Below are 20,937 nucleotides of genomic sequence, written 5' to 3'. Positions count from 1 at the left end.
AAAACAAGATTTTCTGTCTTTTGTGTTTTTTTTGCTATAATGAGAAGAAGTAAGCTAGAGGGAGTAAGAACATGCAGAAATTATTTAAAGATGACAGCTTGACGCTACACACTGATCTCTACCAAATCAACATGATGCAAACCTATTGGGAGTTAGGCAGAGCCGATCGTAATGCGGTGTTTGAATGCTATTTCCGTGACATGCCTTTTGAAAACGGCTATGCGATCTTTGCCGGTCTGGAACGATTGATCGATTATTTGAACGATTTATCCTTTTCAGAAACGGATATTGCCTACTTGCGAGAAATCGGCGGCTACCCAGAAGCCTTTTTAGAGTATCTAAAAGAGTTCAAGTTTGCTTGTACCGTTCGTTCAGCGTTAGAAGGCGATTTGGTCTTCAACAATGAACCGATCATACAAGTAGAAGGGCCGTTGGCACAAGCGCAGCTGATCGAAACGGCGTTACTAAATATGGTCAATTTCCAAACCTTGATCGCCACGAAAGCTGCCCGCATCAAATCCGTGATCGGCACGGATCCCTTGTTGGAATTTGGTTCACGGCGGGCACAAGAATTGGATGCAGCCATTTGGGGGACTCGAGCGGCCTATATTGGCGGAGCGGATGCGACGAGTAATGTGCGGGCAGGGAAGATTTTTGGCATCCCAGCCAGCGGAACCCACGCCCATTCCCTCGTGCAATCCTACGGCAATGACTATGATGCATTTATGGCATATGCCCAAACCCACAAAGATTGCGTATTCTTAGTCGATACCTATGATACATTGCGTTTAGGTGTGCCAAATGCGATTCGTGTGGCCAAAGAGATGGGGGATAAAATCAATTTCTTAGGTGTGCGGATCGACAGCGGCGATATGGCGTATATCTCGAAAAAAGTCCGTGAACAGCTGGATGAAGCGGGATTCACGGAAGCCAAAGTCTATGCTTCCAATGATCTAGACGAAAATACGATTTTAAGCTTGAAAATGCAAAAGGCGAAAATCGATGTGTGGGGTGTCGGCACCAAGCTGATCACCGCTTACGATCAACCGGCATTAGGCGCGGTTTATAAACTGGTTGCCATCGAAAATGAGCAGGGAGAAATGATCGACACCATCAAATTATCCAGCAATGCCGAAAAGGTTTCGACCCCTGGAAAAAAACAAGTCTGGCGGATCACCCGTAAATCGGACGGCAAGTCCGAAGGCGATTATGTCACGCTATGGGAAGAAAATCCCCAAGCTGCAGACGAACTGTTCATGTTCCATCCTGTTCACACTTTTATCAACAAAACAGTGACGAACTTTGATGCGCGACCATTGTTGCAAGACATCTTTGTAGATGGCCAGCAAGTGTATCAAGTGCCTGACTTAGAACACGTCAAAGCCTATGCGACGAATTGCTTGGATTCCCTTTGGGATGAGTACAAACGTGACTTGAATCCACAGAAATACCCAGTCGATCTCTCGCAAGAATGTTGGGATCATAAAATGCGGACGATTGAAAAAGTACGTAAACAAACCAATGGCGCGATTTTGTAATCCGCAACTGCGCTGGTCCTAGGATCAGTCAGCTGCTTCAAAAAATAAGAGGAGGCGTTTCTATGACCATGCAACAAGAAATTATCAAAGAATTAGGAGTCTTACCGACCATCGACCCGAAAGAAGAAGTTCGTAAGAGTATTGATTTTTTAAAGGCGTATCTGCAAAAGAATTCGTTCTTGCATACGTTTGTCTTGGGGATCAGTGGTGGGCAAGATTCGACATTAGCTGGCCGGATCGCGCAATTGACGATGGAGGAAATGCGCAGTGAAACCGGGAATCCCAACTATCAGTTCATAGGGGTACGCTTACCTTATGGGGAACAAGCAGATGAAGAAGATGCCAAAAAAGCCATTGAATTTATCAAACCAGATATTGAGCTGCGGGTAAACATCAAAGCCGCCGTCGATGCCCAAGTGCAAGCGGTGGAAGAAGCAGGCTTAGCGGTTTCTGACTTTAATAAAGGCAATATCAAAGCCCGTCAACGGATGATTACGCAATATGCCATTGCGGGTGAAAAAGCAGGAGCTGTTCTGGGTACGGATCACGCTGCTGAAAATATCACCGGCTTCTTTACGAAATACGGCGATGGCGGTGCCGATATCTTACCACTGTTTCGTTTAAACAAACGCCAAGGCCGCCAACTCTTGCAATACTTAGGCGCACCAGAAGCATTGTATACAAAAGTCCCAACTGCGGACTTGGAAGACGGCAAACCTTTAGTGGCAGATGAAGCAGCTTTAGGAGTGACCTACAACGACATCGATGACTATTTAGAAGGCAAGGAAATTGCGGCTGAAGCCCAACAAACCATTGAAAACTGGTGGAACAAAACGCAACACAAACGCCACTTGCCAGTCACGATTTTTGATGATTTTTGGAAATAAACGAAACCAGTGATTCCGTTCCATTCAGATAGAAAGAAGAGTCTAGGGGGCAAGAAACCTTAGACTCTTTTTTTATGAGGGTTGCTTTCTTTAAAAATAACAAAAGCTTCTTGCCCTGGCTTTACTTTCTTGTCTTGAAAGCATAAAATACGAGGGTACCTAGAACGTGTAGAAAAGGAGGAATGTTCCTTCGTGAAAATAAATAGCCATCCTTATCTGAAGATCGCATTAAAAGGCATCGCCATCGTCCTGTTGATCATTTTCAGTAATTTATATTTGCAATGGTGTCAAAACAATCTTTCCGTTGAATTAGCCTTGAAATTTGCCTTTTCGTGGCATACAGCAAAGTTTTTCTTGGCTTGTGGGGTGCTACTGCTGGTGTATGGGGTGTTTGCCAGTTTGGCAGGTTCAGTACTGATCGGGGGCATCTTTTATAGTGTCGTCATCGGAATCTTAGGGTACGCCAACCATACGAAGATGGTCTATCGCCAAGAACCAATCTATCCTGATGATTTAAAGATGGTCACTCAATTCGACCTTCTACGAACCATGATCGGCAATGGCGCGTTTTTCTTAGCCATCCTCTTTGCTCTGGCGGCGATCGGGGCGATCGGCTGGAGTATCTATCGCAGCCGCAAATTAAACCGGCGTTTACAAGTAATGCGAGGGGCAGTGCTGGTCGTATGCTCGCTGGGCTTAGTCTATGTTTCACACTTCAACGACAGCAACAACCTTCTACGCAAAGCCTACAATCAGACGGCGCTCTGGATTCCGTATTCACAAAAAATGAACTATTACAATACGGGATTTATCGGTGGGTTTTTGTACAACTTGCGGGTAGATGCCATGACGAAGCCTGAGGGGTATTCAAAAGAAGCGATCCAAGCGATTGCGGATACCTACAATGCACAGGCGGCGGAGAAAAACCAAGACCGTGAAAGTGAAGCACCAAATATCGTTTATGTGATGAGTGAGAGCTTTTCCGACCCGAGCCATTTAAATGGCTTGTCGATCACCGGCGATCCGTTGAAAGACTATTACCACGTCGCCGATCAAACCATCAGTGGAAAAATGCTTTCGCAAAATTATGGGGGCGGTACGGCAAACATCGAATTTGAAGCGTTGACTGGTTTTGCCATGGGCCTATTGAATCCGCAAATGACAACGCCTTACACGATGCTAGTGCCGAAATTGACGCAACTGCCATCCTTGGTTTCTTTCTTGGAACAATCAGGGTATACGGCAACGGCGATCCATCCTTACGATACATCAATGTACAAACGCAAGGATGTCTATGGGGTGATGGGGTTTGAACAGTTTATCGATCAAGATACGATGACCTATACCGACAAAATCGAAAATAATCCTTACATCTCTGATGAGGCGGCCTACAAAGAAGTGCTGGCATTGTTGGAAAACGATCAGCAACCGCAATTTGTCCATTTAGTGACGATGCAGACCCATATGCCTTATGCTGGCAAATACGATACGCTGAATTACCAAGCGAGCGGTCCGGGCAATATGGCTTCTTTGGAAAACTACCTACAGGATATCTCTTATAGCAGTACAGCGTTGAAAAACTTTGTGGCTGAATTAGAGCAGCTAGATCGGCGAACGTTGGTCGTCTTTTGGGGAGATCATTTACCAGGCATTTATGCCGATGAGATCAAGGATCAAAATGAAACGGCTGCCCTGCATGAAACCGAATTTTTGATGGTTGATTCGCAAGGGAATTTTGCGCCAGAAGATGTACCAGTAACAAGTCCTTTTTATTTTGCGCCGAACCTATTAGAAGCCAGTGATCAACCAACCAGCGGGTTTTACCAGTTGTTGTTGGGCTTGCAAGATGAGTTGCCGGCTTTTGAACTGGGTCAATATTATCAAGAGGGACAATGGCAGACGACTCTTGCGTTGGATCAAGAAGCCCAAGAAATCTATGATGCCTACAATTTGATCCAATATGATGTGCTACAAGGAGAGCAATACAGTTTAACGACTGGTTTGTTTGACTAAATGAAACATAAAATAGCGCCTTATCCTGTGACTGACACTGGGATAAGGCGCTTTTGTTTGTGTGAAGTTATAATTCCTGCCATTTACGATTTTGATCAAAATCATTGGCGGCGGCGTAGGCGTCTTGAACGATCGTTTCAGGGTAGCCCATGACTTTTAAGAGGGCGATCGCGTTGCGGCTCAAGGCAGGACCGGATTTGACCTTATAATCAAAGGAGATGCCGTCATCTTCCGTGACTTGTTCAGAAAAATGAATGTTGCGGCAATCATTTTTCAAAATTTCAGTCAGCTCAATATCATGGGTAGCGACAAAGGCCAATGATGGGTAGGCTCGCAACCAATGGATGATGCTAGCAGAAGAAGCGATTCGTTCCACCGTATTGGTTCCTTTTAAAATCTCATCAACAAAACAATAGCAGCGCTGTTTCGTGGCAACGGTATCTAGCAGGCGTTTGATGGATTTGATCTCCGCCACGAAATAGCTGTCGCCTTCAAATAGATCATCTTCGACAGCCATCGAGGTAATGACGTGACCAGGAACCATCGTAAAGGTTTCAGCTACTGCTGTCTGGATGGTTTGTGCCAAAATACAGTTGATGGCGACACTTTTGACATATGTCGATTTGCCTGAGGCATTGGAGCCAGTTACAAGGGTATTGTGGGGCCAAGTGACATCATTCATGACTGCTTCACTTAGAAGCGGGTGATATGTACCCGTTGCTTGCACACCTCCGCTTGTTTGGAAGGTCGGAAGGCAAGTGATGGGCATATACGTGCGAAAATTTAAAATGGCGGCTGCGACTTCCAATTTTCCCAGCAAATTCCACAGATCGATGGCTGCTTGTTGGTGTTTGGCCAGAGTATTGGTGACCGTTTGATAGGAAATAAACGGCAGCATAAAAATGATATTGATGTATTCAAACAACATGTCTCCTTCGCTGCCGTTTTTGGCACGAAACGAGAAAGCGAAACGAGTGATCTTCTTTAATGGTGCCAAGGATTGTTTGAGCTCATCTTGGAGGGGCGTGTTGATTTTAGCGATCTGACTGCCACAGGCAATCGTTTGAACCAAATAGCGCATGCTGTTCAGTTCTGTTTCCAGCTTGGCTTTTTTGATGGAGTAATAGATCGTATTGAAAACGACACTAATCAACGTCAACAGGAGGCCTTGGACAATCCCCAGCAGGAGCAGCAAGATGCCGACTAATGGCAGCACACCTAAAAAGACAAAGAACGGCAGAGAACCGATCGATTGCGCCGCTTCATTGGCCAAGTAGGCTTTCGAAAAATTATCATCTTGTTTTCCTAAACGAGCAAACGTATATTGGGATTGTTCGCGTGCGGCACTGTCAGCAGCAAAAAAGTCGATCAATTTGGTCAGCTGTTTGTCCGGCTTGAAGTGGAAATTGCGTAATTGCTGGTACAACGCTTCTGAACCAACACTGGAAAACGTCAGATTAATGGACTCAAACAACGAAAAGCCATCCAAGTCATACCAAGTGATGTCATCGACCTCGCTATCAAAATCGTGAAACTTCTTCTCAGTCAGCCAAGCTTTTTTCAAACTCGCTTCTTTATCAAAGCGGGGCTGACGGGGAAGTTTTCCCCAAGCAAGCCGAACGTAACGACGTACTTTGTATCGATTCCAGATATCTAGTGCGGTCAAGATGAGAATGCTGGCGAGTATGATCAAAATGACCATCGTTTGTGGTTCCATATGCAAAAGTCCTCCTAATGGCTAATGAATGCTGGCTAAAGCTAAGTGTTGCTGTGGGCAGGATCGATTTCTTTTAAACAAGCATAGATCCGTTCAATATCTTGGGTCGTGCCTCGCAGCTCGAAATCCGCTAAGAACGGAATCGAAAATTGTTCCGCATATTGCTTTGCGGTCAAGCAATATTGATAATTAAAGTTTTTGTTGCCGCTGCCGATCACGCCTAAGCAAAGAGCGGCGTTGTTTTCATAGTCAATGTATTCCCGCATGGTTTCTGTAAGGATCTCCTGATCGCCGTTATCGACGCCGTTTCCACCTTCTAAATAGGTAGGGACAAAAACCACATAAGGTTCGTCTTCTTGTTCAAAGACACTATTGTCATGAATTTCTTTGGCTTCCCAAGTGCTCGGTGTGTCTTGCTGATCTGCATAGGCCAACAAGCGGTTGACGAATGCACGGGTATTTCCAGAGATTGAAATATAAAGTAGTTTCATTTTTTCATCACCTTCCGCTTTCTAGTATAACAGAAACCATTTATGAAAAGAGGAGAACTTCGGCAGTCTTTTCTAGTAAAATGCAGCCAAAGGCTTTAAACTGAGAGAGGAGTCCAATACAAAGGAGTGGCAATAATGTTTTCAAAAATGCATCATGTGGCGATCATCGCTAGTAATTACCAACAGACCAAAGAGTTTTATGTAGAAAAATTAGGCTTTGAAGTGATTCGTGAACATGCGCGCCCAGAAAAGAAAGATGTAAAAATCGACTTGCGCTTTGGGGAATCAGAAATAGAACTGTTTGTGGTGGAAAACCCACCAGCAAGACCAAGTTTTCCCGAAGCAGCCGGCTTGCGACATTTGGCCTTTGCGGTGGAAAATATTGAAGCAGTCGTAGCGGAGTTAGCCACTAAAGGGATTGTGTGCGAACCGATTCGTTTTGATACCTTCACCAATAAGAAGATGACCTTTTTCCAAGATCCAGACGGCTTGCCGTTGGAATTACATGAATAAACAAGGAAGACTTTGTGTTGATCCTTTGTCGATTCAACTTGGTTTTTCTTGAGAGAATTGTTATTCTATGTATAGAAGCAAGGAGGAAAAAACGTGATAAGATTTGCAAAAGAAGAAGATCGTTTTGTCATGGCTGAACTCGTTTTAGTCATTTTAAAGGACATGGAATTGCCGTTTGTCAAAGAGATCGGAGAAGCCAAGACCTTAGAGATATTGGCAGATGCCATGCTAGAACCCGATTATCGTTACGGCTTTCGCCGTGCGCTAGTCAATGAGATCGACGGAGAAGTTGCTGGCGTCGCCTTTGGATATCCAGACAAAGAAGAGGCGACGATCGATCAGCCTCTAGATAAAGTGCTGGAACAGTACGGTTTGAGTAAAGACATGAAGCTGTTTATCGATGAAGAGACTTTACCAAATGAATGGTACTTAGATACCATCTGTGTGGCTGAGAAATTTCGGGGCAAAGGCGTCGGCTCAGCCTTGTTAGAAGCATTGCCGAAAATTGCTTCTAGAGATGGTTATGAGGTGATCGGCTTGAGTGTTGACCGAGCAAATCCCCATGCGAAGCGGCTCTATGAAAAGCACGGATTTGAAGTCGTGGCCCAAAGAGAGATCAGTGGCCATCTTTACGACCATATGCAAAAAAGAACCAGCTGATTTTTCAGCTGGTTCCATTTGTTAGTCGAAGCTCAAGAGGATGGTCTTTTTTGCGGTGCCGATTGTACAGCCAGTAATCCATGACGGCCGCAATACAGATGCAGACCGGCGCATCCCGGTCATCGACAACATCCAGTACATAATAATCCCCCGTCAACAAGGTCGCTTTGTCCATCTCCATAATCTTTTTATTGAAATGATGGATCCCATAGCGATGATTATAGATATCGCCGTGGACCGCCCAGTGAAGCTGCTGGATATAGTAGAAATCACCTGGCCAGTTAAAGATTTTTTGCAGTGTACCGACTTTCTCAAAGTCTTTGTAGATCTCAAAGCGTGTACCAAAAGTAAAGCTGATTTGTTTGATACTAGCGACCATTTGCCCATTTAAACGGTAAAGGGAGAGGGCATCGCCCTTGGTTCCCCAACGTCCCACCATCAAAAATAGTGATTTGCCTGTTTCATCTTTGACAATGGTTCGTGTGACTCTGCTAAGTTGCCTATCTTGGATGAAAAATTCTGACATACTTACGCCTCCTCATGTATCCCCAAAAAGCTGCGTGGTTTAAAGATTTTCATCAATTGCCCGAACGATTGCTTTGCCGACACCAGCCTCAATATTGGTGTCCGTCAAATACTTCGCGACTTCTTTTACCTCTAACTCGCCATTTCCCATTGCAAAACTAACGCCTGCCAGTTGCAGCATACTTACATCATTTAAGTTGTCACCGATCGTCATCACTTCCGCCAGTGAGATCATCCGATCTTTGGCGACATGTGCCACTGCGATTCCTTTTTGCGCGTTTCGGTGGTTGATCTCAATATTGTTTTGTCCAGAAGAAGTCACCACTAAATCGCCGTACCCATCGATGATTTTCGTGATAGGACCCAATACCCGCGCACCATCTTGATGGAAGCAGATCACTTTCAAAAATTCTAATTCTTCGATCGAAAACAACTCACTGAAATCATCGACATAATTGATCGGTAAAAATTCTAAACGGGCAGCTGTCATAGCAATCGCCATCTTATGAGTGAGATGGGGCATTGCTTCTGCCGTATGGATCGCAAAATTTTCGATCCGACGTGTCTGACTTTCCGAATAGATCCCATTGCTCGTTGAGACCTCAAAATAGATGTCGTTTTCTTTTAGTAGGTCGATCAACGAACGAGTTTGTTCATGGCTGATCGGCACAGTAAATAATGAATTACCCGCTTCGTCATAGACTTGGGCCCCATTCAAGGTGATCATTGCACAGTCGATCCCGGCTTCTTGCAGCGGCGGCAATGCCTCTTTACGGTTACGGCCAGTTGCGACCATAAATTCGATTCCTTTGGATTGGGCATATTTGATTGCTTGGATATTTTCTTCTGAAATCTGCATACTGGCATTTAAAAGCGTACCATCCATATCAGAAGCAATTAATTTGATCATTGTCAGCGTCCTTTCTTAATCGTTTCTACAAATAGTGTACCATAAATCACGGATTTTTTTTCTTTCGAAGAGTAATTCTTGTTTCTAAGGGGAGGGATTTGTTATCCTAGAAGAAAACAAAGGAGATTCGCCATGAAACGACTATTGGACAATGATTGGCAAGAACAATTGCAGGAATCATTTGAGCAACCCTATTACCAACAACTACGGGCTTTCTTGAAACAAGAATATGCCCAGCAAAAGATCCATCCAGCGATGGATCATATTTATGAAGCACTTAAACTGACACCATACCATGACGTAAAAGTTGTCATCTTAGGTCAAGATCCTTATCATGGCCCTCACCAAGCCCACGGACTGTCGTTTTCCGTGCAGCCGGGGGTCAAAATACCGCCTTCCTTACGCAATATTTACAAGGAATTAGCCGATGACTTAGGGATTGCACCTGTGTCCCATGGCTATCTTGTGCCATGGGCGCAGCAAGGGGTCTTATTGTTGAATACCGTATTGACGGTACGTGAGGGACAAGCCTATTCACATCACGGGCATGGCTGGGAGCAGCTGACAGATACGATTATCGAAAAATTGAATCAACGAGAAAAACCGGTCATTTTTGTGCTTTGGGGCAAACCCGCTCAAAAGAAAGCCGCTTTACTAGATACCAGCAAACATATTATTATAACAGCGCCTCATCCAAGTCCGTTGTCGGCACATCGAGGATTCTTTGGTTCAAAGCCTTTTTCTAAGATCAATCAAGCGTTGCTTGCATTAGGGGAAGAACCGATTTCTTGGGCGTTACCGGAAAAAATAACACAGTTGTAAAACTGTGTTATTTAGAACTGGTGTTTTTGTGAAAAAGGTAACGATATTTAAAATAATCGACTAATACAGGATTTTTATCTGTTCTTTTTTTCGCAGTTATTGTACAATGGAAGGGTATAAAAAAACTGGAGGTCTTTACCCGTGGAATTATTCGAAAGTTTAAAATTTAAAATCGTGCGTCGTCATATCAAAATCGTTTTTCCAGAAGCAACAGATCCTCGTATCTTAGGTGCTGCTAGCCGTCTACGTTCAGAAGAATTGATTGAACCCGTTTTGATCGGTAACCCGGTTGAAATCGAAAAAGCAGCAGAAGCTCGCGGAATCAACGTATCAAACTTTGAAATTTTAGATCCTGAAAATTATGATCGTTGGGATGAAATGGTTGAAGCTTTTGTGGAACGCCGCAACGGCAAAGCAACGAAAGAACAAGCAGAAGAAATCTTAAAAGATGTCAACTATTTCGGTACAATGTTGACTTACATGGGCATTACTGAAGGAATGGTTTCCGGAGCGATCCATTCTACGGGTGATACAGTAAGACCCGCTTTACAAATCATCAAAACAAAACCAGGTGTGAGCCGTACAAGTGGTGCTTTCTTAATGGTTCGTGGTCGTGACCAAGAAAAATACTTGTTCTCAGACTGTGCCATCAATGTAAACCCAAATGCACAAGAACTAGCAGAAATCGCTGTTGACTCAGCGAAAACCGCTGAATTATTTGAAATCGATCCAAAAGTTGCTATGTTAAGCTTCTCAACGAAAGGTTCTGCGAAAGCACCGGAAGTAGATAAAGTCGTTGAAGCAACAAAAATCGCCAAAGAATTGGCACCAGAATATCAAATCGATGGAGAATTGCAATTCGATGCTGCGTATATCTCAGCAGTTGCGCAATTGAAAGCTCCTGAATCTGAAGTAGCAGGTAAAGCAACCGTCTTTGTTTTCCCCGATTTACAATCAGGAAACATTGGCTACAAGATCGCCCAACGTTTCGGTAACTTTGAAGCGATTGGACCAATCTTACAAGGGTTGAACAAACCAATCTCTGATTTGTCTCGTGGTTCAAATGAAGAAGATGTCTACAAATTATCAATCATTACTGCGGCACAAACATTAATGGAAAAATAAGCAGCCAATCGCTGCACTTATGAAAAACTGATCCGTTGAGGGTCAGTTTTTTGTTTTGCTTTTGGAAAGTTGAGGGCAGCAAAGCAGGGGGCGTCCGTATGAATCAACGATCCAGTGGTCGTCGGGAAATTTTCCTTAAGCTCCTTCTTTACAATTCCTTGAAAAACAAGCTATACTAGCAACTAGTAAATTAGATTGATCAAAGGATGGGGACTATGTTTACCATTAACGACTTAGAAGCAACCGCAGCATTTGCAAAAATCATTGGAGAAGTAGCCGAGCCAGGGGATAATCTGGTATTGACGGGCGACTTGGGTGCTGGCAAAACAACATTGACGAAAGGCATCGCCTTGGGGTTAGGGATCGAGCAACTGATCAAAAGTCCGACCTATACGATCATTCGTGAATATACCAATGGGCGGCTACCCCTGTACCATATGGATGTCTATCGGGTGGAATACGGTGCAGAAGATTTAGGACTGGATGATTATTTCGAAGGAGATGGCTTGTGTGTGATCGAGTGGGGCAACCTCTTAGAAGCCTCCCTGCCAGAGGATTATTTAGAACTGATTTTGGAAAAAGATGATACAGATGAACAAAAACGTCTTGTGAAATGTCATGCATATGGCTCCAAAGCAACCGCCTTTTTGCAACGGATCACAACCAAATGGCAGGCAGCCCATGAGTGAGATCCAATTACAGATCAAAGAAGCCACGGGTGCTGATGCGAAAGCCGTGTTAGCAGTCAGTCAACAGCTAGGAGAAGAAACGGATTTTCTCTTAATGGACGAAAGCGGCTTGGCGTTGCCAGAAGCCCTATTGGCAGAACAGCTGGATGCTATCTATGAACGGGAGGACTATTTGCTGTTGTTGGCATTTGATCAAGAACAATTGATCGCCATGGCATCAGTCAAAGGCAACGAAGAGTGGCAATTAGCCCATGTCGGGGAGATCGGTATCTCGATTTTAAAAGACTATTGGGGCTTGGGTTTAGGTTCGCTCCTGATTGAAGAATTACTGGACTGGGTAGTAGAAGTTGGCGAATTGACCCGCATCGAGTTGACCGTCCAAGCGAGAAATCTACGAGCGATCCATCTGTATCAAAAATTTGGTTTTTTAACAGAAGGCTGCATGAAAGAAGCAGTGCAAACCCGCGAGGGGCAAAAAGTTGACGTCTTGATGATGGCACGTCTTTTTGAATCATAAAAAAGGAGTGAAGGAAATGGAGTTTCGGGAACCGACGATCGCAGACTGCGATCAAATCGAAGCGTATCGGCAAGCGTTTGAGAAGAATCAAGAAGTCATCCACGGTGGGGCAGGACTTGTAGAAAGTCCGACAGCCAAAGACTGGCTAGAGGGATTGGCGGATTTTAAAACAGCTGAAACGGTACCAGAAGGATTCGTCCCCGCCCGTACCTATCTGGCTATCCAAGATCAAAAAGTGGTCGGTCTCTTGAATCTGCGTCTGACACTTAATGCGTATTTGCGCCAAATTGGCGGACACATCGGGTATTCGGTGCACCCAGACCATCGAAAGCAAGGCATCGGCTCGGCAATGCTGGCACAGTCATTGGTAAAGGCCAAACAATTTGGCTTGAAAAACGTGTTAGTAACCTGTAAAGAAGCCAATCGTGCTTCCGCCAAAGTCATTGAAAATAACGGAGGTAAACTAACCGAAAAAGCCATTGATCCTGAAGATGGCGCTGTAATCTGTCATTATTGGATCGATCTAACTTAAAATGATTCCTTCCTTAAATGAAAACGTGCGTCCTAAAGTCTAGCGCAATGCTGACTTTAGGACGCACGTTCTTATTTATTTGACTAAAACCATTTTTTTTAATGGATCGATGCCAAATTCTTCTTCTTGACGCAATAAGATTTGGGCACATGCCCGGCTATCTTCCAAGGCATCATGGTGGTTTAGTAAAGGAATCTGCAATTGCTCACAAACCGTATTTAATTTGTGGTTCGTAAATTCTGGATACAGTTTGCGGCTTGTTCGTACCGTGCACAAGGAAAGATAGTTTGGTTGTGACAACCCATAATAGTCAAGACACCCCGCCAAAACGCCGGTATCAAAACCAGCATTATGCGCAACAATCAGACTGTTTAATTGATAATATTGTTGGATTTGTTTCCATACGTCAGGAAACTTAGGCGCTTCTTGCACATCTTCTGGACGAATGCCATGAATTTGAATGTTTTTCCAAAAAAATTCCGTTTCCGGTTGGATCAATGTGTAATATTCGCCCACGATTTTGCTATCTTGTACCATGACTAGTGCAAGGGAACAGGCACTATGCTTTTGATAATTTGCTGTTTCAAAGTCCATTGCGATAAAATTCATCAGACTCACCTCATTGCCATTCTAGCACAAAATCAAAGAATGAAAAGCGAACAAACGTTAAGAAAAACTGAAGTTTTCTTACGGTTATTTGAGATCCAGTTCCACCGGGCAATGGTCACTGCCGATGATATCTGTATGGATCTTGGCATCTAGCAAGCGCTCATTTAAGTCATCCGAAACGACAAAGTAATCGATGCGCCAGCCGGCATTGTTTTTGCGAGCGTTGAAACGGTAGCTCCACCAAGAATAAATGCCTTCTGCATCTGGATAGAAATAACGGAACGTATCGGTAAAGCCAGCAGTCAAAAGAGTCGAAAACTTTTCCCGTTCTTCAGGTGTAAACCCAGCATTTTTTTGATTGGTTTTCCAGTTTTTGATATCGATATTCTTATGGGCAACATTCAAATCACCACAGAGAATCACTGGCTTTTGTTGTTTCAATTCAGTCAAGTAAGCCAAAAAGGCATCTTCCCAAGTCATGCGATAATCTAAGCGGCGCAATTCATTTTGAGAATTCGGTGTGTAGCAAGTAATCAAGAAAAATTCAGGATACTCTAGTGTGATGACGCGACCTTCCGTATCATGTTCTTCGATTCCTAATCCATAACGGACGGATAGCGCAGGTTCTTTTGCGAAAATCGCCGTGCCGGAATAGCCTTTCTTCTCCGCATAATTCCAGTATTGATGATAGCCTGGTAAATCCAATTCAATCTGACCTTCTTGCAGCTTTGTTTCTTGTAAACAAAAGAAATCAGCATCGAGGGCTTCAAACACTTCAGAAAAATTTTTTTTAACGATGGCCCGTAAACCATTCACATTCCAAGAAATAAATTTCATTGAGACTCCTCCTTATTTTCCACTACGCCTCCCATTTTACCTAAAAAAGCCAGAAGCGCAAAGCAAGTGAGCGGAATGAGGAAAATAAGGAGGAAGAATGAGGATTAAATTTGGATGCTAGAGAAAATTCGTTTGTGGTACGAAAAAGGATTAATAAATCCTTACTTTTCCTTACGTTTTATGTTACAATCGTTTTGAAAAGGGGGCAGTTCACATGACGATCAAAGCGCAAGTTTCAGCGAAAATGACTTCGAAAAATCAAATAACTATTCCAAAAAGTGTGCGGCAAAAGTTAGGCTTAAAAGAGAATCAGCGGGTAATTTTTGAATTTACTCCAGAAGGCGAGATCAAGGTAACAGGCGAAAAAGCAGCACCTTCCTTTGAAGATTTTTGGAAACAAGAATTAGCGATCGTAGAAGAAACGGGGAAATTTGATACAGGTGAGATGTTTTTTGGAGAAGATTTAGGTGAGGAGAATATTGAATGGTAAGACAAGGAGATATTCTTTTTATTGACTTAAATCCCACCAAAGGAAATGAAATGGCAAAAAAAAGACCGTGTGTGGTGGTTAGTAATGATTATTATAACAAGAGTTTCAATACCGTCTTAGTGATGCCAATCAGTAGCTCAAAAAAATATGTAGAAGAAAAATTCGCTCGATCGAATGCGTTTCAAACAGTTACCGAAACACAAAAGAGTAAAGTTCAAGGGACGATTCTTTGTCAGCATATTCGCAGTGTGGACCTCTTGCATCGCAGCAACTTAGAAGTAGTCGATAAAGTCACAACGGAGATGAAAGAACGATTATCTGAAATAACAAAACACTTTTTTTGAAGCTTACTCTTTATTAATCAGGTCATTCGATTATTAAGCTTTTCTTTGATTCACCAGAGGTAGCAACTTTTCCTTGAACATGCTAAAATAAGTGAGATGTTTATTGTGAAAGGAAACCTTCTCGTGAATAAAGACTTGATGATTGCGCAATTCCCTGAAATTGCCTTATTAAAAGATGAACCCTTATTGAACTATACGTATACAAAAACTGGTGGACCGGCAGACATTTTGGCTTTTCCCAAAACAGCGGAAGAGGCTAAACAGCTGCTTGATTATTGCCGAGAACAAGCGATTCCTTGGATCGTCTTAGGAAATGCCAGCAACTTGATCGTCCGTGATGGTGGTATTCGTGGCGTGGTGATCATGCTATCAGAAATGAACCAAATCGTGGTGGACGGCACTTCTTTGATCGTCGATGCTGGAGCAAAGTTGATCGATACCACCTATGTCGCTTTGCATGAATCGTTGACTGGTTTTGAATTTGCCTGCGGGATTCCCGGCAGTGTCGGCGGTGCCGTCTTTATGAATGCAGGCGCCTATGATGGCGAGATCCAAGATGTTTTTGCGTCCTGCGACGTTTTGCTGGCTAATGGTCAAATCGTGACTTATACCAAGGAAGAAATGGAATTTGCTTATCGCCATAGCAAATTGCAAGAGCAAAAGATGATCATTTTGAGCAGTCGCTTTGATTTAGCAAAAGGCGATCAAGAGCAAATCAAAAAGCGGATGGATGAACTGACAGAATTGCGGCAATTGAAGCAACCGCTAGAATACCCCTCTTGTGGGAGTGTCTTCAAACGTCCAGTCGGTCATTTTACCGGCAAGCTGATCCAAGATGCAGGCTTACAAGGATTGAAATGGGGCGGTGCCCAAATTTCGGAAAAACATGCGGGCTTTATCGTGAATGTCGATCAAGCAACAGCCACGGATTACGTTGAACTGATCGCTCATATCCAACAAGTCATCAAAGAAACCTTTGATGTCACCTTAGAAACAGAAGTCCGAATCATCGGCGAAGAATAGATTAGCGAAAAGATTGTCCCGCGGGGCAATCTTTTTTTCATGAGAGCTAATAAAAAGAGCTTAGGATTGTAAGCTTTCGCAGTCTTCGGTACAATAAACGAAAAGGAGTGAGCAGGATGAAAAAGTGGGGATGCGTCATTTTGTTTGTTGGGTTCGCCTTTCTTTTCGGTGGTTGTACGAAATTACCGCAAGAACAGTTTGCCGAACAGTTAACGAATCAGCAAGCAACGAATGCTGGTGAATTCCAAGCGACGATCGATACCTTTGAGATGGGTAGCACCAGCGAATACGGTCAAGAAGCCGATAGGTATGCCTCTATGTTGATGTCACAGTTAGTCGGCTCGTCATTTAAAGGGGATTTCGTCCAGGACAAAGAAACCAAAGCGATTTTACTCAATCTGGCAGTTGCTTATGGCGGTCAGGAGCTGCCGATCAAGCTGATCGTCGATCCAGAAAAACAAGAAGCGTATGTGTCAGCTGAAATCTATGAAACACTGCAAGGGTATATCAGCGCATTTGGTAGTGACAGTTATGGGACAAATCCAGACGCTGCGGAATATGAAGGCAAATACCTGCGCATCGATCAAGAAACCTTGGATTCTTACTTTGGCGAAGAAACTTTTGCAGAGGACGGCGAGGGGACAACCGAAGCAGAAAAAGCGCCTGAAAACCTCTTTACCATGAACAGTCTTTTTCATAATGAGACATTTGCAGACTATTTGAAAACCTTTGAACCGGATGCTTTCAAAAGAGATGGAGATACGATCAGCCACACGTTTACCAAAGAAGAATTGGCAGATTATGCAACCTATGCCCAAGAACACGGCGCCGATCAAAAGCAAGTCGCCGAATTAGAAGCGATGCTGGAAGAAGTCGAACAGTTTGACTTAGCTATGACCGTCAATACGAAAACAAATCAGCAGAAAATGGCTTTTCACTTCGTGCAAGCGGATGAGCTGCAAACCACTATCGGAGCCACGGTGACTTTTACAGGGAAGAAAAGTGATACTGCGGTTGCGATTCCCACAGCGGAAGAATTGATTGACCCAGAAGAATTGTTTTCTCCCTATGATTATGGCTGGGATGACAGCTATGACGATGGGGATGAGAATGATTATGATGATGAGTACTGGGATAGCTATGATGAAGCCGATGATTGGTCTTCTTATATGCTGACGGATGAGGAGTTTGAAGAACTGCTGCTGCAAATCAAGCAAGAGCTGCCTTATTTGACCCAAGCAGATATCGATGATTATCTGACATTTTATGAAGAGTATTTGACCCAAGAGCAGTATCAAGAGCTTGTCGAAGCACTCCAGATGACACAAAGTTTATGAGTCACTCAAAAGGGAAGCGACCGCCTAAGTTAGCCAAAAAGCTAACTTTAGGCGGTCGCTATTTTTTAGATTCGATTTTTTTTGCGGTTCATGACTAAGCGCAAAAGAACGGTTCCAACTGCCATCGTGGCGATTCCCGCTACAATGGCTTCAGGCACGCCTTGGGCGAAGATCACACCCAAAATCGCTGCGTAAACAGCATTGCCGGCTTTTCCCACAACCTCCGCATATTCTTGCTGGAACAAGAAGTAGATTAAGTTCATTACCAGGATCGTATTCGTCAAACCTCCGGCAACACCAGCAATCAGTAGCGAAAGACTTTGCTGTTTGTTTTTCCAGATTTTTTGACAGCCTTTATAAACAAAGTAAGGAACGACACCAATCAAAATACGGGGAATCAGCGCTACGAGGATCGCTTTCCAACTTCCTTGATCACTCCCATAAATCGGTACGAAAGGAGAGAAGACAAAAGAAAGCGGGGTGATGATCCATGTCGAACGCACCATACTGATGATCCCAAAGGCGCCGCCTAAAAAGCCGCCGATCCGAGGGCCCAATACAATGGAAGCGATGATCACAGGAATGTGCATCGTTGTCGCATTGATTGGTCCTAAGGGAATAAACCCAAGAAAGGGTACCGATGCTAAAAGAATCAAGATTCCTAAAAAGAAAGCTGTTAAGACAAGTTCAAAAGTTGATATTTTTTTCATTGTTAGACACTCCGTACTTCCAAAGCAGTCAATGCTTTTTCGAGAATCGTTTCTGTTGCTGCTAATGCGCCTCTGCCGAAATCACCGCAAGCCAGTAACGCTTCACGGGGTTCAATCTCTTGGAAGCCGACTTCTTTCAAAATCCCTAAATTTCTTTGAACAATCGGGTTTTCGTACATGACGGTATTCATGGCTGGTGCAATCAAGCGGGGCACGGATAACGGCAACGCTAAGGCAACTGTTGAGATCAAATCATCGGCTAACCCATGCGCCAGCTTGCCAATACTGTTGGCACTGGCTGGGGCGAGCAAGAAAAGATCGGCTTGTTTGGCTAGTTCAATATGGTTGATCCGATCTGGTTGGCGCTCTTGCATAACATCCACATGGATCGGGCGTTTGGATAATGACTGTAACGTCAAAGGCGTAATAAATTGTGTGCTATTTTGGGTCATTAAGACATCCACTGCATAGCCCTTTTTGGTTAATTCATTGGTTAGGTCGGCTGCTTTGTATGCAGAGATACTGCCGCTGACGCCAAGCAGAACGTGTTTTTGTTTCATGTTTCTTTCTCCTTTTCTAAAAAACATCTAGCTAAGCACGCAGGTCATTGCGTAATGTGTCAACGATCAAGGTTGCGATCTCAGCTTTTGTGCGGCCAGTCCCGATTTGTCCTTCTTGTGTCAAAAGGTGTCCGACATGCTGGTTTCCAGAAATTTGCGTCAAGTCGTTGGCCAACACATAATCCGCTTGGCTAGCCAGCAGACTTTTTCGTGCGACCGCAAACAACTCGGCTTCCGCTACGTCTACTAATAATTTGAATCCGACTAATAAGGTTGTCGGCTGTAATGCTTTGATGGTTTGGATCACTTTCGGGGTTTTCTTCAACACTAAAAACAAATGATCAGTATTGGAAGAAACTTTGCCTGCCGTTGATTCAGATTGTGAGAGCACGTGTGCCATCAATGCCGGAGTGACCTGGTTGTCATAAGCTGGTAGGGCATCGTTGATTGCTTCATAAAACGCTGCTTCTGAAAAATGAGCAGCAGGGGTGAAATCACTGACTGCCATACTGTGGATCACAGCAGCATACGAATGGGTCGTCAATAAATCGGTCAACTGCGTCAATAAGTCCGTGGTCCCTTCAATGAAATGACAGGTAACGCGTGGATCGATCGGCGGTTGTTTGGCAGTTTTCGTCGTAACGTAATCGATGGCCACCTCAGGGTATTGCAGCCATTCCTTGGCAATGGCTTGACCAAGTGAGCCCGTGGAATGATTCGTGATTGCACGGACATCATCGATTTTTTCGGAAGTACCGCCAGCCGTAATCAAAATTCTCATTGCGCTTGTGACACCTCAACGATCGTCCGTCCTTGGTGCGTACCAGCTAATAAAGCTGCCAATGTTTCTGGCAAGTCTTCCAAAGTGATGGCTTTCGTGTAAAGCTGATCGATCACATTCCACTCACCCGCTAATTTCTCCCATAATGCCGAGCGGATCTCATGGGAAACATTGACCGAATCGATCCCAATTACGCGAATCCCACGCAAAATAAATGGTAAGACAGTCGTTTCGATTTTGATTCCACCAGCATTGCCGCATAAGAAGGCACCGCCCCCATACGCGATTTGCGGAAGCACTGCCGCAAGCAATGGACCGCCAACTGTATCGATGACCGCTGCAAACGTTTGTTTTGCTAATGGTTTGACCTTTTCTGGTACCACGTCATCAGGACTGATGATTTTCGCTGCGCCTAGGTCCAACAACCATTGCGCATCGGTTTTCCGAGATAGCGCCACTATATTTGTATAGCCCAGTTTTTTCAATAAAGCAATGCTGACACTGCCGACGCCACCGCTAGCACCTGTCACCAAAATAGCAGCGTCTTTTGCTAAGTGCAGCTGTTCTAATTCTTGCACCGCTAAAGCTGCTGTGAACCCAGCAGTGCCATAGGTCATACTGTCTTTTGCTGAAAAACCAGCAGAACGTTTCACGAGCCACTCGGCTGGGACCCGTTGAAATTGACTGTAACCGCCTGGGTGAGAAACCCCTAAGCCATAACCTGTCACTAAGACTTGGTCGCCTGGGGCAAAATCAGCAGACTGACTGTCCACGACTTCCCCTGCTAAATCGATTCCCGGCGTCATCGGATACGTGCGGATCACGCCGCCATTTTCTTTTGCTGCCAAGGCATCTTTGTAATTGACATCTGAGTAATCAACACGGACAAGCACATCGCCTGCTGGCAGCTCGTCAAGGGTTGCAGTTGTGAGTGAAGCAGTAAAATTTGGTTCATTCATGACACGAAAGGTAGAGAAATTCGTCATTTCAGACACTCCTTTGATGGTTTGTACTCATAATACCATAAGTTTTATTTTTTTAACCAGCGAAGCAAGAAAAGGTAGGGCTTCTTATCAAAAAATCAGCAAAAACAGATCATTATTAAATCTACCTTTTCTTCGTTAAAATAGAAGTTGTTCTTTTAAACCTTTGAAAAGCGAAAATGACGGGACCGCCACTCCTTTCCTTTATAATACAAGCGTTTAGCGTCACTCCTTTTTTTGATCAGAGAGAAAAGATTTCAAAAAAATGAAGAAAAAAGGCTTGTGTTTTTTGCAATTATTTGTATACTAGAAAAAGTGAAATTA

The 20,937-nt window shown here is 44.0% G+C and carries 24 protein-coding genes; 14 read left to right on the top strand and 10 right to left on the bottom strand.

Annotation, left to right across the window (positions count from 1 at the left end; translation table 11 throughout):
• Positions 1–71 precede the first annotated feature (71 nt).
• The 3 genes from ACIPK1_RS02270 (at position 72) to ACIPK1_RS02260 (ending at position 4,438) form a co-directional block, all read left to right on the top strand.
• A complete protein-coding gene (locus tag ACIPK1_RS02270; RefSeq protein WP_005234120.1) occupies positions 72–1,538 on the top strand; it encodes a nicotinate phosphoribosyltransferase in 1,467 nt (488 codons plus the stop codon).
• 62 nt (positions 1,539–1,600) lie between these two features.
• Positions 1,601–2,425 (top strand): ammonia-dependent NAD(+) synthetase, encoded by an 825-nt coding sequence (gene nadE, locus ACIPK1_RS02265; RefSeq protein ID WP_016612726.1) that lies wholly within the window; start codon positions 1,601–1,603, stop codon positions 2,423–2,425.
• A 192-nt stretch (positions 2,426–2,617) separates the two neighbouring features.
• Positions 2,618–4,438, top strand: a complete 1,821-nt coding sequence (locus tag ACIPK1_RS02260; RefSeq protein ID WP_016621616.1) for an LTA synthase family protein — start codon at positions 2,618–2,620, stop codon at positions 4,436–4,438.
• Positions 4,439–4,505: 67 nt separating this feature from the next.
• On the opposite strand, the gene ACIPK1_RS02255 is transcribed toward ACIPK1_RS02260, so the two are convergent.
• Both ACIPK1_RS02255 and nrdI read right to left on the bottom strand, forming a co-directional pair.
• Entirely contained in the window at positions 4,506–6,155 is a 1,650-nt protein-coding gene (locus ACIPK1_RS02255; RefSeq protein WP_301388252.1) for a MutS-related protein, read from the bottom strand.
• A gap of 41 nt (positions 6,156–6,196) precedes the next feature.
• Positions 6,197–6,646, bottom strand: a complete 450-nt coding sequence (gene nrdI, locus ACIPK1_RS02250; protein ID WP_005228511.1) for a class Ib ribonucleoside-diphosphate reductase assembly flavoprotein NrdI — start codon at positions 6,644–6,646, stop codon at positions 6,197–6,199.
• A gap of 135 nt (positions 6,647–6,781) precedes the next feature.
• Between nrdI and ACIPK1_RS02245 the strand changes: the two genes are divergently transcribed.
• Both ACIPK1_RS02245 and ACIPK1_RS02240 read left to right on the top strand, forming a co-directional pair.
• Positions 6,782–7,159, top strand: a complete 378-nt coding sequence (locus ACIPK1_RS02245) for a VOC family protein (protein ID WP_005234127.1) — start codon at positions 6,782–6,784, stop codon at positions 7,157–7,159.
• Positions 7,160–7,252: 93 nt separating this feature from the next.
• Positions 7,253–7,819, top strand: a complete 567-nt coding sequence (locus ACIPK1_RS02240) for a GNAT family N-acetyltransferase (protein ID WP_005234129.1) — start codon at positions 7,253–7,255, stop codon at positions 7,817–7,819.
• Positions 7,820–7,823: 4 nt separating this feature from the next.
• Here the strand turns inward: ACIPK1_RS02240 and ACIPK1_RS02235 are convergent, their stop codons facing one another.
• Positions 7,824–8,345 carry an LURP-one-related/scramblase family protein gene (locus ACIPK1_RS02235; RefSeq protein ID WP_005228514.1) on the bottom strand — a complete coding sequence of 174 codons (522 nt, stop codon included), beginning with the start codon at positions 8,343–8,345 and terminating at the stop codon, positions 7,824–7,826.
• Positions 8,346–8,384: 39 nt separating this feature from the next.
• The gene (locus ACIPK1_RS02230) at positions 8,385–9,254 is read right to left on the bottom strand and encodes a Cof-type HAD-IIB family hydrolase (RefSeq protein ID WP_016612723.1); all 870 of its coding nucleotides are present in this window, start codon (positions 9,252–9,254) and stop codon (positions 8,385–8,387) included.
• 132 nt (positions 9,255–9,386) lie between these two features.
• Between ACIPK1_RS02230 and ACIPK1_RS02225 the strand changes: the two genes are divergently transcribed.
• The 5 genes from ACIPK1_RS02225 to ACIPK1_RS02205 all read left to right on the top strand — a co-directional run bounded on the left by ACIPK1_RS02225 (position 9,387) and on the right by ACIPK1_RS02205 (position 12,939).
• On the top strand, positions 9,387–10,076 hold the full coding sequence (locus ACIPK1_RS02225) for a uracil-DNA glycosylase (RefSeq protein WP_005234138.1): 690 nt from the start codon (positions 9,387–9,389) through the stop codon (positions 10,074–10,076).
• 141 nt (positions 10,077–10,217) lie between these two features.
• Entirely contained in the window at positions 10,218–11,201 is a 984-nt protein-coding gene (pta, locus tag ACIPK1_RS02220; protein WP_008380699.1) for a phosphate acetyltransferase, read from the top strand.
• 215 nt (positions 11,202–11,416) lie between these two features.
• The gene (tsaE, locus tag ACIPK1_RS02215) at positions 11,417–11,890 is read left to right on the top strand and encodes a tRNA (adenosine(37)-N6)-threonylcarbamoyltransferase complex ATPase subunit type 1 TsaE (RefSeq protein ID WP_101699304.1); all 474 of its coding nucleotides are present in this window, start codon (positions 11,417–11,419) and stop codon (positions 11,888–11,890) included.
• The gene (locus tag ACIPK1_RS02210) at positions 11,883–12,407 is read left to right on the top strand and encodes a GNAT family N-acetyltransferase (RefSeq protein ID WP_008380704.1); all 525 of its coding nucleotides are present in this window, start codon (positions 11,883–11,885) and stop codon (positions 12,405–12,407) included. The genes tsaE and ACIPK1_RS02210 overlap by 8 nt, the downstream gene beginning before the upstream one ends.
• Before the next feature lie 16 nt (positions 12,408–12,423).
• Positions 12,424–12,939 carry a GNAT family N-acetyltransferase gene (locus ACIPK1_RS02205; RefSeq protein WP_301388258.1) on the top strand — a complete coding sequence of 172 codons (516 nt, stop codon included), beginning with the start codon at positions 12,424–12,426 and terminating at the stop codon, positions 12,937–12,939.
• Between the two features lie 75 nt (positions 12,940–13,014).
• On the opposite strand, the gene ACIPK1_RS02200 is transcribed toward ACIPK1_RS02205, so the two are convergent.
• Together ACIPK1_RS02200 and ACIPK1_RS02195 are read right to left on the bottom strand one after the other, a co-directional pair.
• Positions 13,015–13,548: a 3'-5' exonuclease gene (locus ACIPK1_RS02200; RefSeq protein WP_005234143.1), complete on the bottom strand. Its 534-nt coding sequence runs from the start codon at positions 13,546–13,548 to the stop codon at positions 13,015–13,017.
• A gap of 84 nt (positions 13,549–13,632) precedes the next feature.
• Positions 13,633–14,385 (bottom strand): exodeoxyribonuclease III, encoded by a 753-nt coding sequence (locus ACIPK1_RS02195; RefSeq protein WP_301388261.1) that lies wholly within the window; start codon positions 14,383–14,385, stop codon positions 13,633–13,635.
• Positions 14,386–14,599: 214 nt separating this feature from the next.
• Between ACIPK1_RS02195 and ACIPK1_RS02190 the strand changes: the two genes are divergently transcribed.
• The 4 genes from ACIPK1_RS02190 (at position 14,600) to ACIPK1_RS02175 (ending at position 17,579) form a co-directional block, all read left to right on the top strand.
• Positions 14,600–14,875 carry an AbrB/MazE/SpoVT family DNA-binding domain-containing protein gene (locus ACIPK1_RS02190; protein ID WP_005234145.1) on the top strand — a complete coding sequence of 92 codons (276 nt, stop codon included), beginning with the start codon at positions 14,600–14,602 and terminating at the stop codon, positions 14,873–14,875.
• Entirely contained in the window at positions 14,869–15,219 is a 351-nt protein-coding gene (locus ACIPK1_RS02185) for a type II toxin-antitoxin system PemK/MazF family toxin (RefSeq protein WP_016621609.1), read from the top strand. The genes ACIPK1_RS02190 and ACIPK1_RS02185 overlap by 7 nt, the downstream gene beginning before the upstream one ends.
• 138 nt (positions 15,220–15,357) lie before the next feature.
• Positions 15,358–16,242, top strand: a complete 885-nt coding sequence (gene murB, locus ACIPK1_RS02180; protein WP_370447898.1) for a UDP-N-acetylmuramate dehydrogenase — start codon at positions 15,358–15,360, stop codon at positions 16,240–16,242.
• Positions 16,243–16,358: 116 nt separating this feature from the next.
• Positions 16,359–17,579, top strand: a complete 1,221-nt coding sequence (locus ACIPK1_RS02175) for a hypothetical protein (protein WP_301388265.1) — start codon at positions 16,359–16,361, stop codon at positions 17,577–17,579.
• Positions 17,580–17,644: 65 nt separating this feature from the next.
• On the opposite strand, the gene ACIPK1_RS02170 is transcribed toward ACIPK1_RS02175, so the two are convergent.
• Genes ACIPK1_RS02170 through ACIPK1_RS02155 form a run of 4 tightly spaced genes read right to left on the bottom strand, consistent with a single transcriptional unit; the run spans position 17,645 to position 20,616 of the window.
• Complete coding sequence (locus tag ACIPK1_RS02170) at positions 17,645–18,289, bottom strand: ECF transporter S component (RefSeq protein ID WP_005228527.1); 645 nt, start codon at positions 18,287–18,289, stop codon at positions 17,645–17,647.
• A gap of 2 nt (positions 18,290–18,291) precedes the next feature.
• Positions 18,292–18,849 (bottom strand): phosphopantothenoylcysteine decarboxylase, encoded by a 558-nt coding sequence (gene coaC / locus ACIPK1_RS02165; RefSeq protein ID WP_008380717.1) that lies wholly within the window; start codon positions 18,847–18,849, stop codon positions 18,292–18,294.
• A gap of 31 nt (positions 18,850–18,880) precedes the next feature.
• Entirely contained in the window at positions 18,881–19,630 is a 750-nt protein-coding gene (coaB, locus tag ACIPK1_RS02160) for a phosphopantothenate--cysteine ligase (RefSeq protein WP_400449828.1), read from the bottom strand.
• Positions 19,627–20,616: an acryloyl-CoA reductase gene (locus ACIPK1_RS02155; protein WP_301388269.1), complete on the bottom strand. Its 990-nt coding sequence runs from the start codon at positions 20,614–20,616 to the stop codon at positions 19,627–19,629. The genes coaB and ACIPK1_RS02155 overlap by 4 nt, the downstream gene beginning before the upstream one ends.
• Between the last annotated feature and the right edge of the window lie 321 nt (positions 20,617–20,937).

Origin of the sequence: Enterococcus sp. NPDC086594, from assembly GCF_044746145.1 — a bacterium.
Lineage (GTDB): Bacteria > Bacillota > Bacilli > Lactobacillales > Enterococcaceae > Enterococcus_D > Enterococcus_D entomosocium.
The sequence above is the reverse complement of the archived record's forward strand: the minus strand, read 5'-3'. Positions and strand labels throughout refer to the sequence as shown.

Excerpts from the sequence above, each read along its gene's own strand:
- ACIPK1_RS02270 (WP_005234120.1), top strand. The coding sequence starts at position 72 with ATGCAGAAATTATTTAAAGATGACAGCTTGACGCTACACACTGATCTC.
- nadE (WP_016612726.1), top strand. The coding sequence starts at position 1,601 with ATGACCATGCAACAAGAAATTATCAAAGAATTAGGAGTCTTACCGACC.
- ACIPK1_RS02255 (WP_301388252.1), bottom strand. The coding sequence starts at position 6,155 with ATGGAACCACAAACGATGGTCATTTTGATCATACTCGCCAGCATTCTC.
- nrdI (WP_005228511.1), bottom strand. The coding sequence starts at position 6,646 with ATGAAACTACTTTATATTTCAATCTCTGGAAATACCCGTGCATTCGTC.
- ACIPK1_RS02245 (WP_005234127.1), top strand. The coding sequence starts at position 6,782 with ATGTTTTCAAAAATGCATCATGTGGCGATCATCGCTAGTAATTACCAA.
- ACIPK1_RS02235 (WP_005228514.1), bottom strand. The coding sequence starts at position 8,345 with ATGTCAGAATTTTTCATCCAAGATAGGCAACTTAGCAGAGTCACACGA.
- ACIPK1_RS02230 (WP_016612723.1), bottom strand. The coding sequence starts at position 9,254 with ATGATCAAATTAATTGCTTCTGATATGGATGGTACGCTTTTAAATGCC.
- ACIPK1_RS02225 (WP_005234138.1), top strand. The coding sequence starts at position 9,387 with ATGAAACGACTATTGGACAATGATTGGCAAGAACAATTGCAGGAATCA.
- tsaE (WP_101699304.1), top strand. The coding sequence starts at position 11,417 with ATGTTTACCATTAACGACTTAGAAGCAACCGCAGCATTTGCAAAAATC.
- ACIPK1_RS02210 (WP_008380704.1), top strand. The coding sequence starts at position 11,883 with ATGAGTGAGATCCAATTACAGATCAAAGAAGCCACGGGTGCTGATGCG.
- ACIPK1_RS02205 (WP_301388258.1), top strand. The coding sequence starts at position 12,424 with ATGGAGTTTCGGGAACCGACGATCGCAGACTGCGATCAAATCGAAGCG.
- ACIPK1_RS02200 (WP_005234143.1), bottom strand. The coding sequence starts at position 13,548 with ATGAATTTTATCGCAATGGACTTTGAAACAGCAAATTATCAAAAGCAT.
- ACIPK1_RS02195 (WP_301388261.1), bottom strand. The coding sequence starts at position 14,385 with ATGAAATTTATTTCTTGGAATGTGAATGGTTTACGGGCCATCGTTAAA.
- ACIPK1_RS02190 (WP_005234145.1), top strand. The coding sequence starts at position 14,600 with ATGACGATCAAAGCGCAAGTTTCAGCGAAAATGACTTCGAAAAATCAA.
- ACIPK1_RS02185 (WP_016621609.1), top strand. The coding sequence starts at position 14,869 with ATGGTAAGACAAGGAGATATTCTTTTTATTGACTTAAATCCCACCAAA.
- murB (WP_370447898.1), top strand. The coding sequence starts at position 15,358 with ATGATTGCGCAATTCCCTGAAATTGCCTTATTAAAAGATGAACCCTTA.
- ACIPK1_RS02175 (WP_301388265.1), top strand. The coding sequence starts at position 16,359 with ATGAAAAAGTGGGGATGCGTCATTTTGTTTGTTGGGTTCGCCTTTCTT.
- ACIPK1_RS02170 (WP_005228527.1), bottom strand. The coding sequence starts at position 18,289 with ATGAAAAAAATATCAACTTTTGAACTTGTCTTAACAGCTTTCTTTTTA.
- coaC (WP_008380717.1), bottom strand. The coding sequence starts at position 18,849 with ATGAAACAAAAACACGTTCTGCTTGGCGTCAGCGGCAGTATCTCTGCA.
- coaB (WP_400449828.1), bottom strand. The coding sequence starts at position 19,630 with ATGAGAATTTTGATTACGGCTGGCGGTACTTCCGAAAAAATCGATGAT.
- ACIPK1_RS02155 (WP_301388269.1), bottom strand. The coding sequence starts at position 20,616 with ATGACGAATTTCTCTACCTTTCGTGTCATGAATGAACCAAATTTTACT.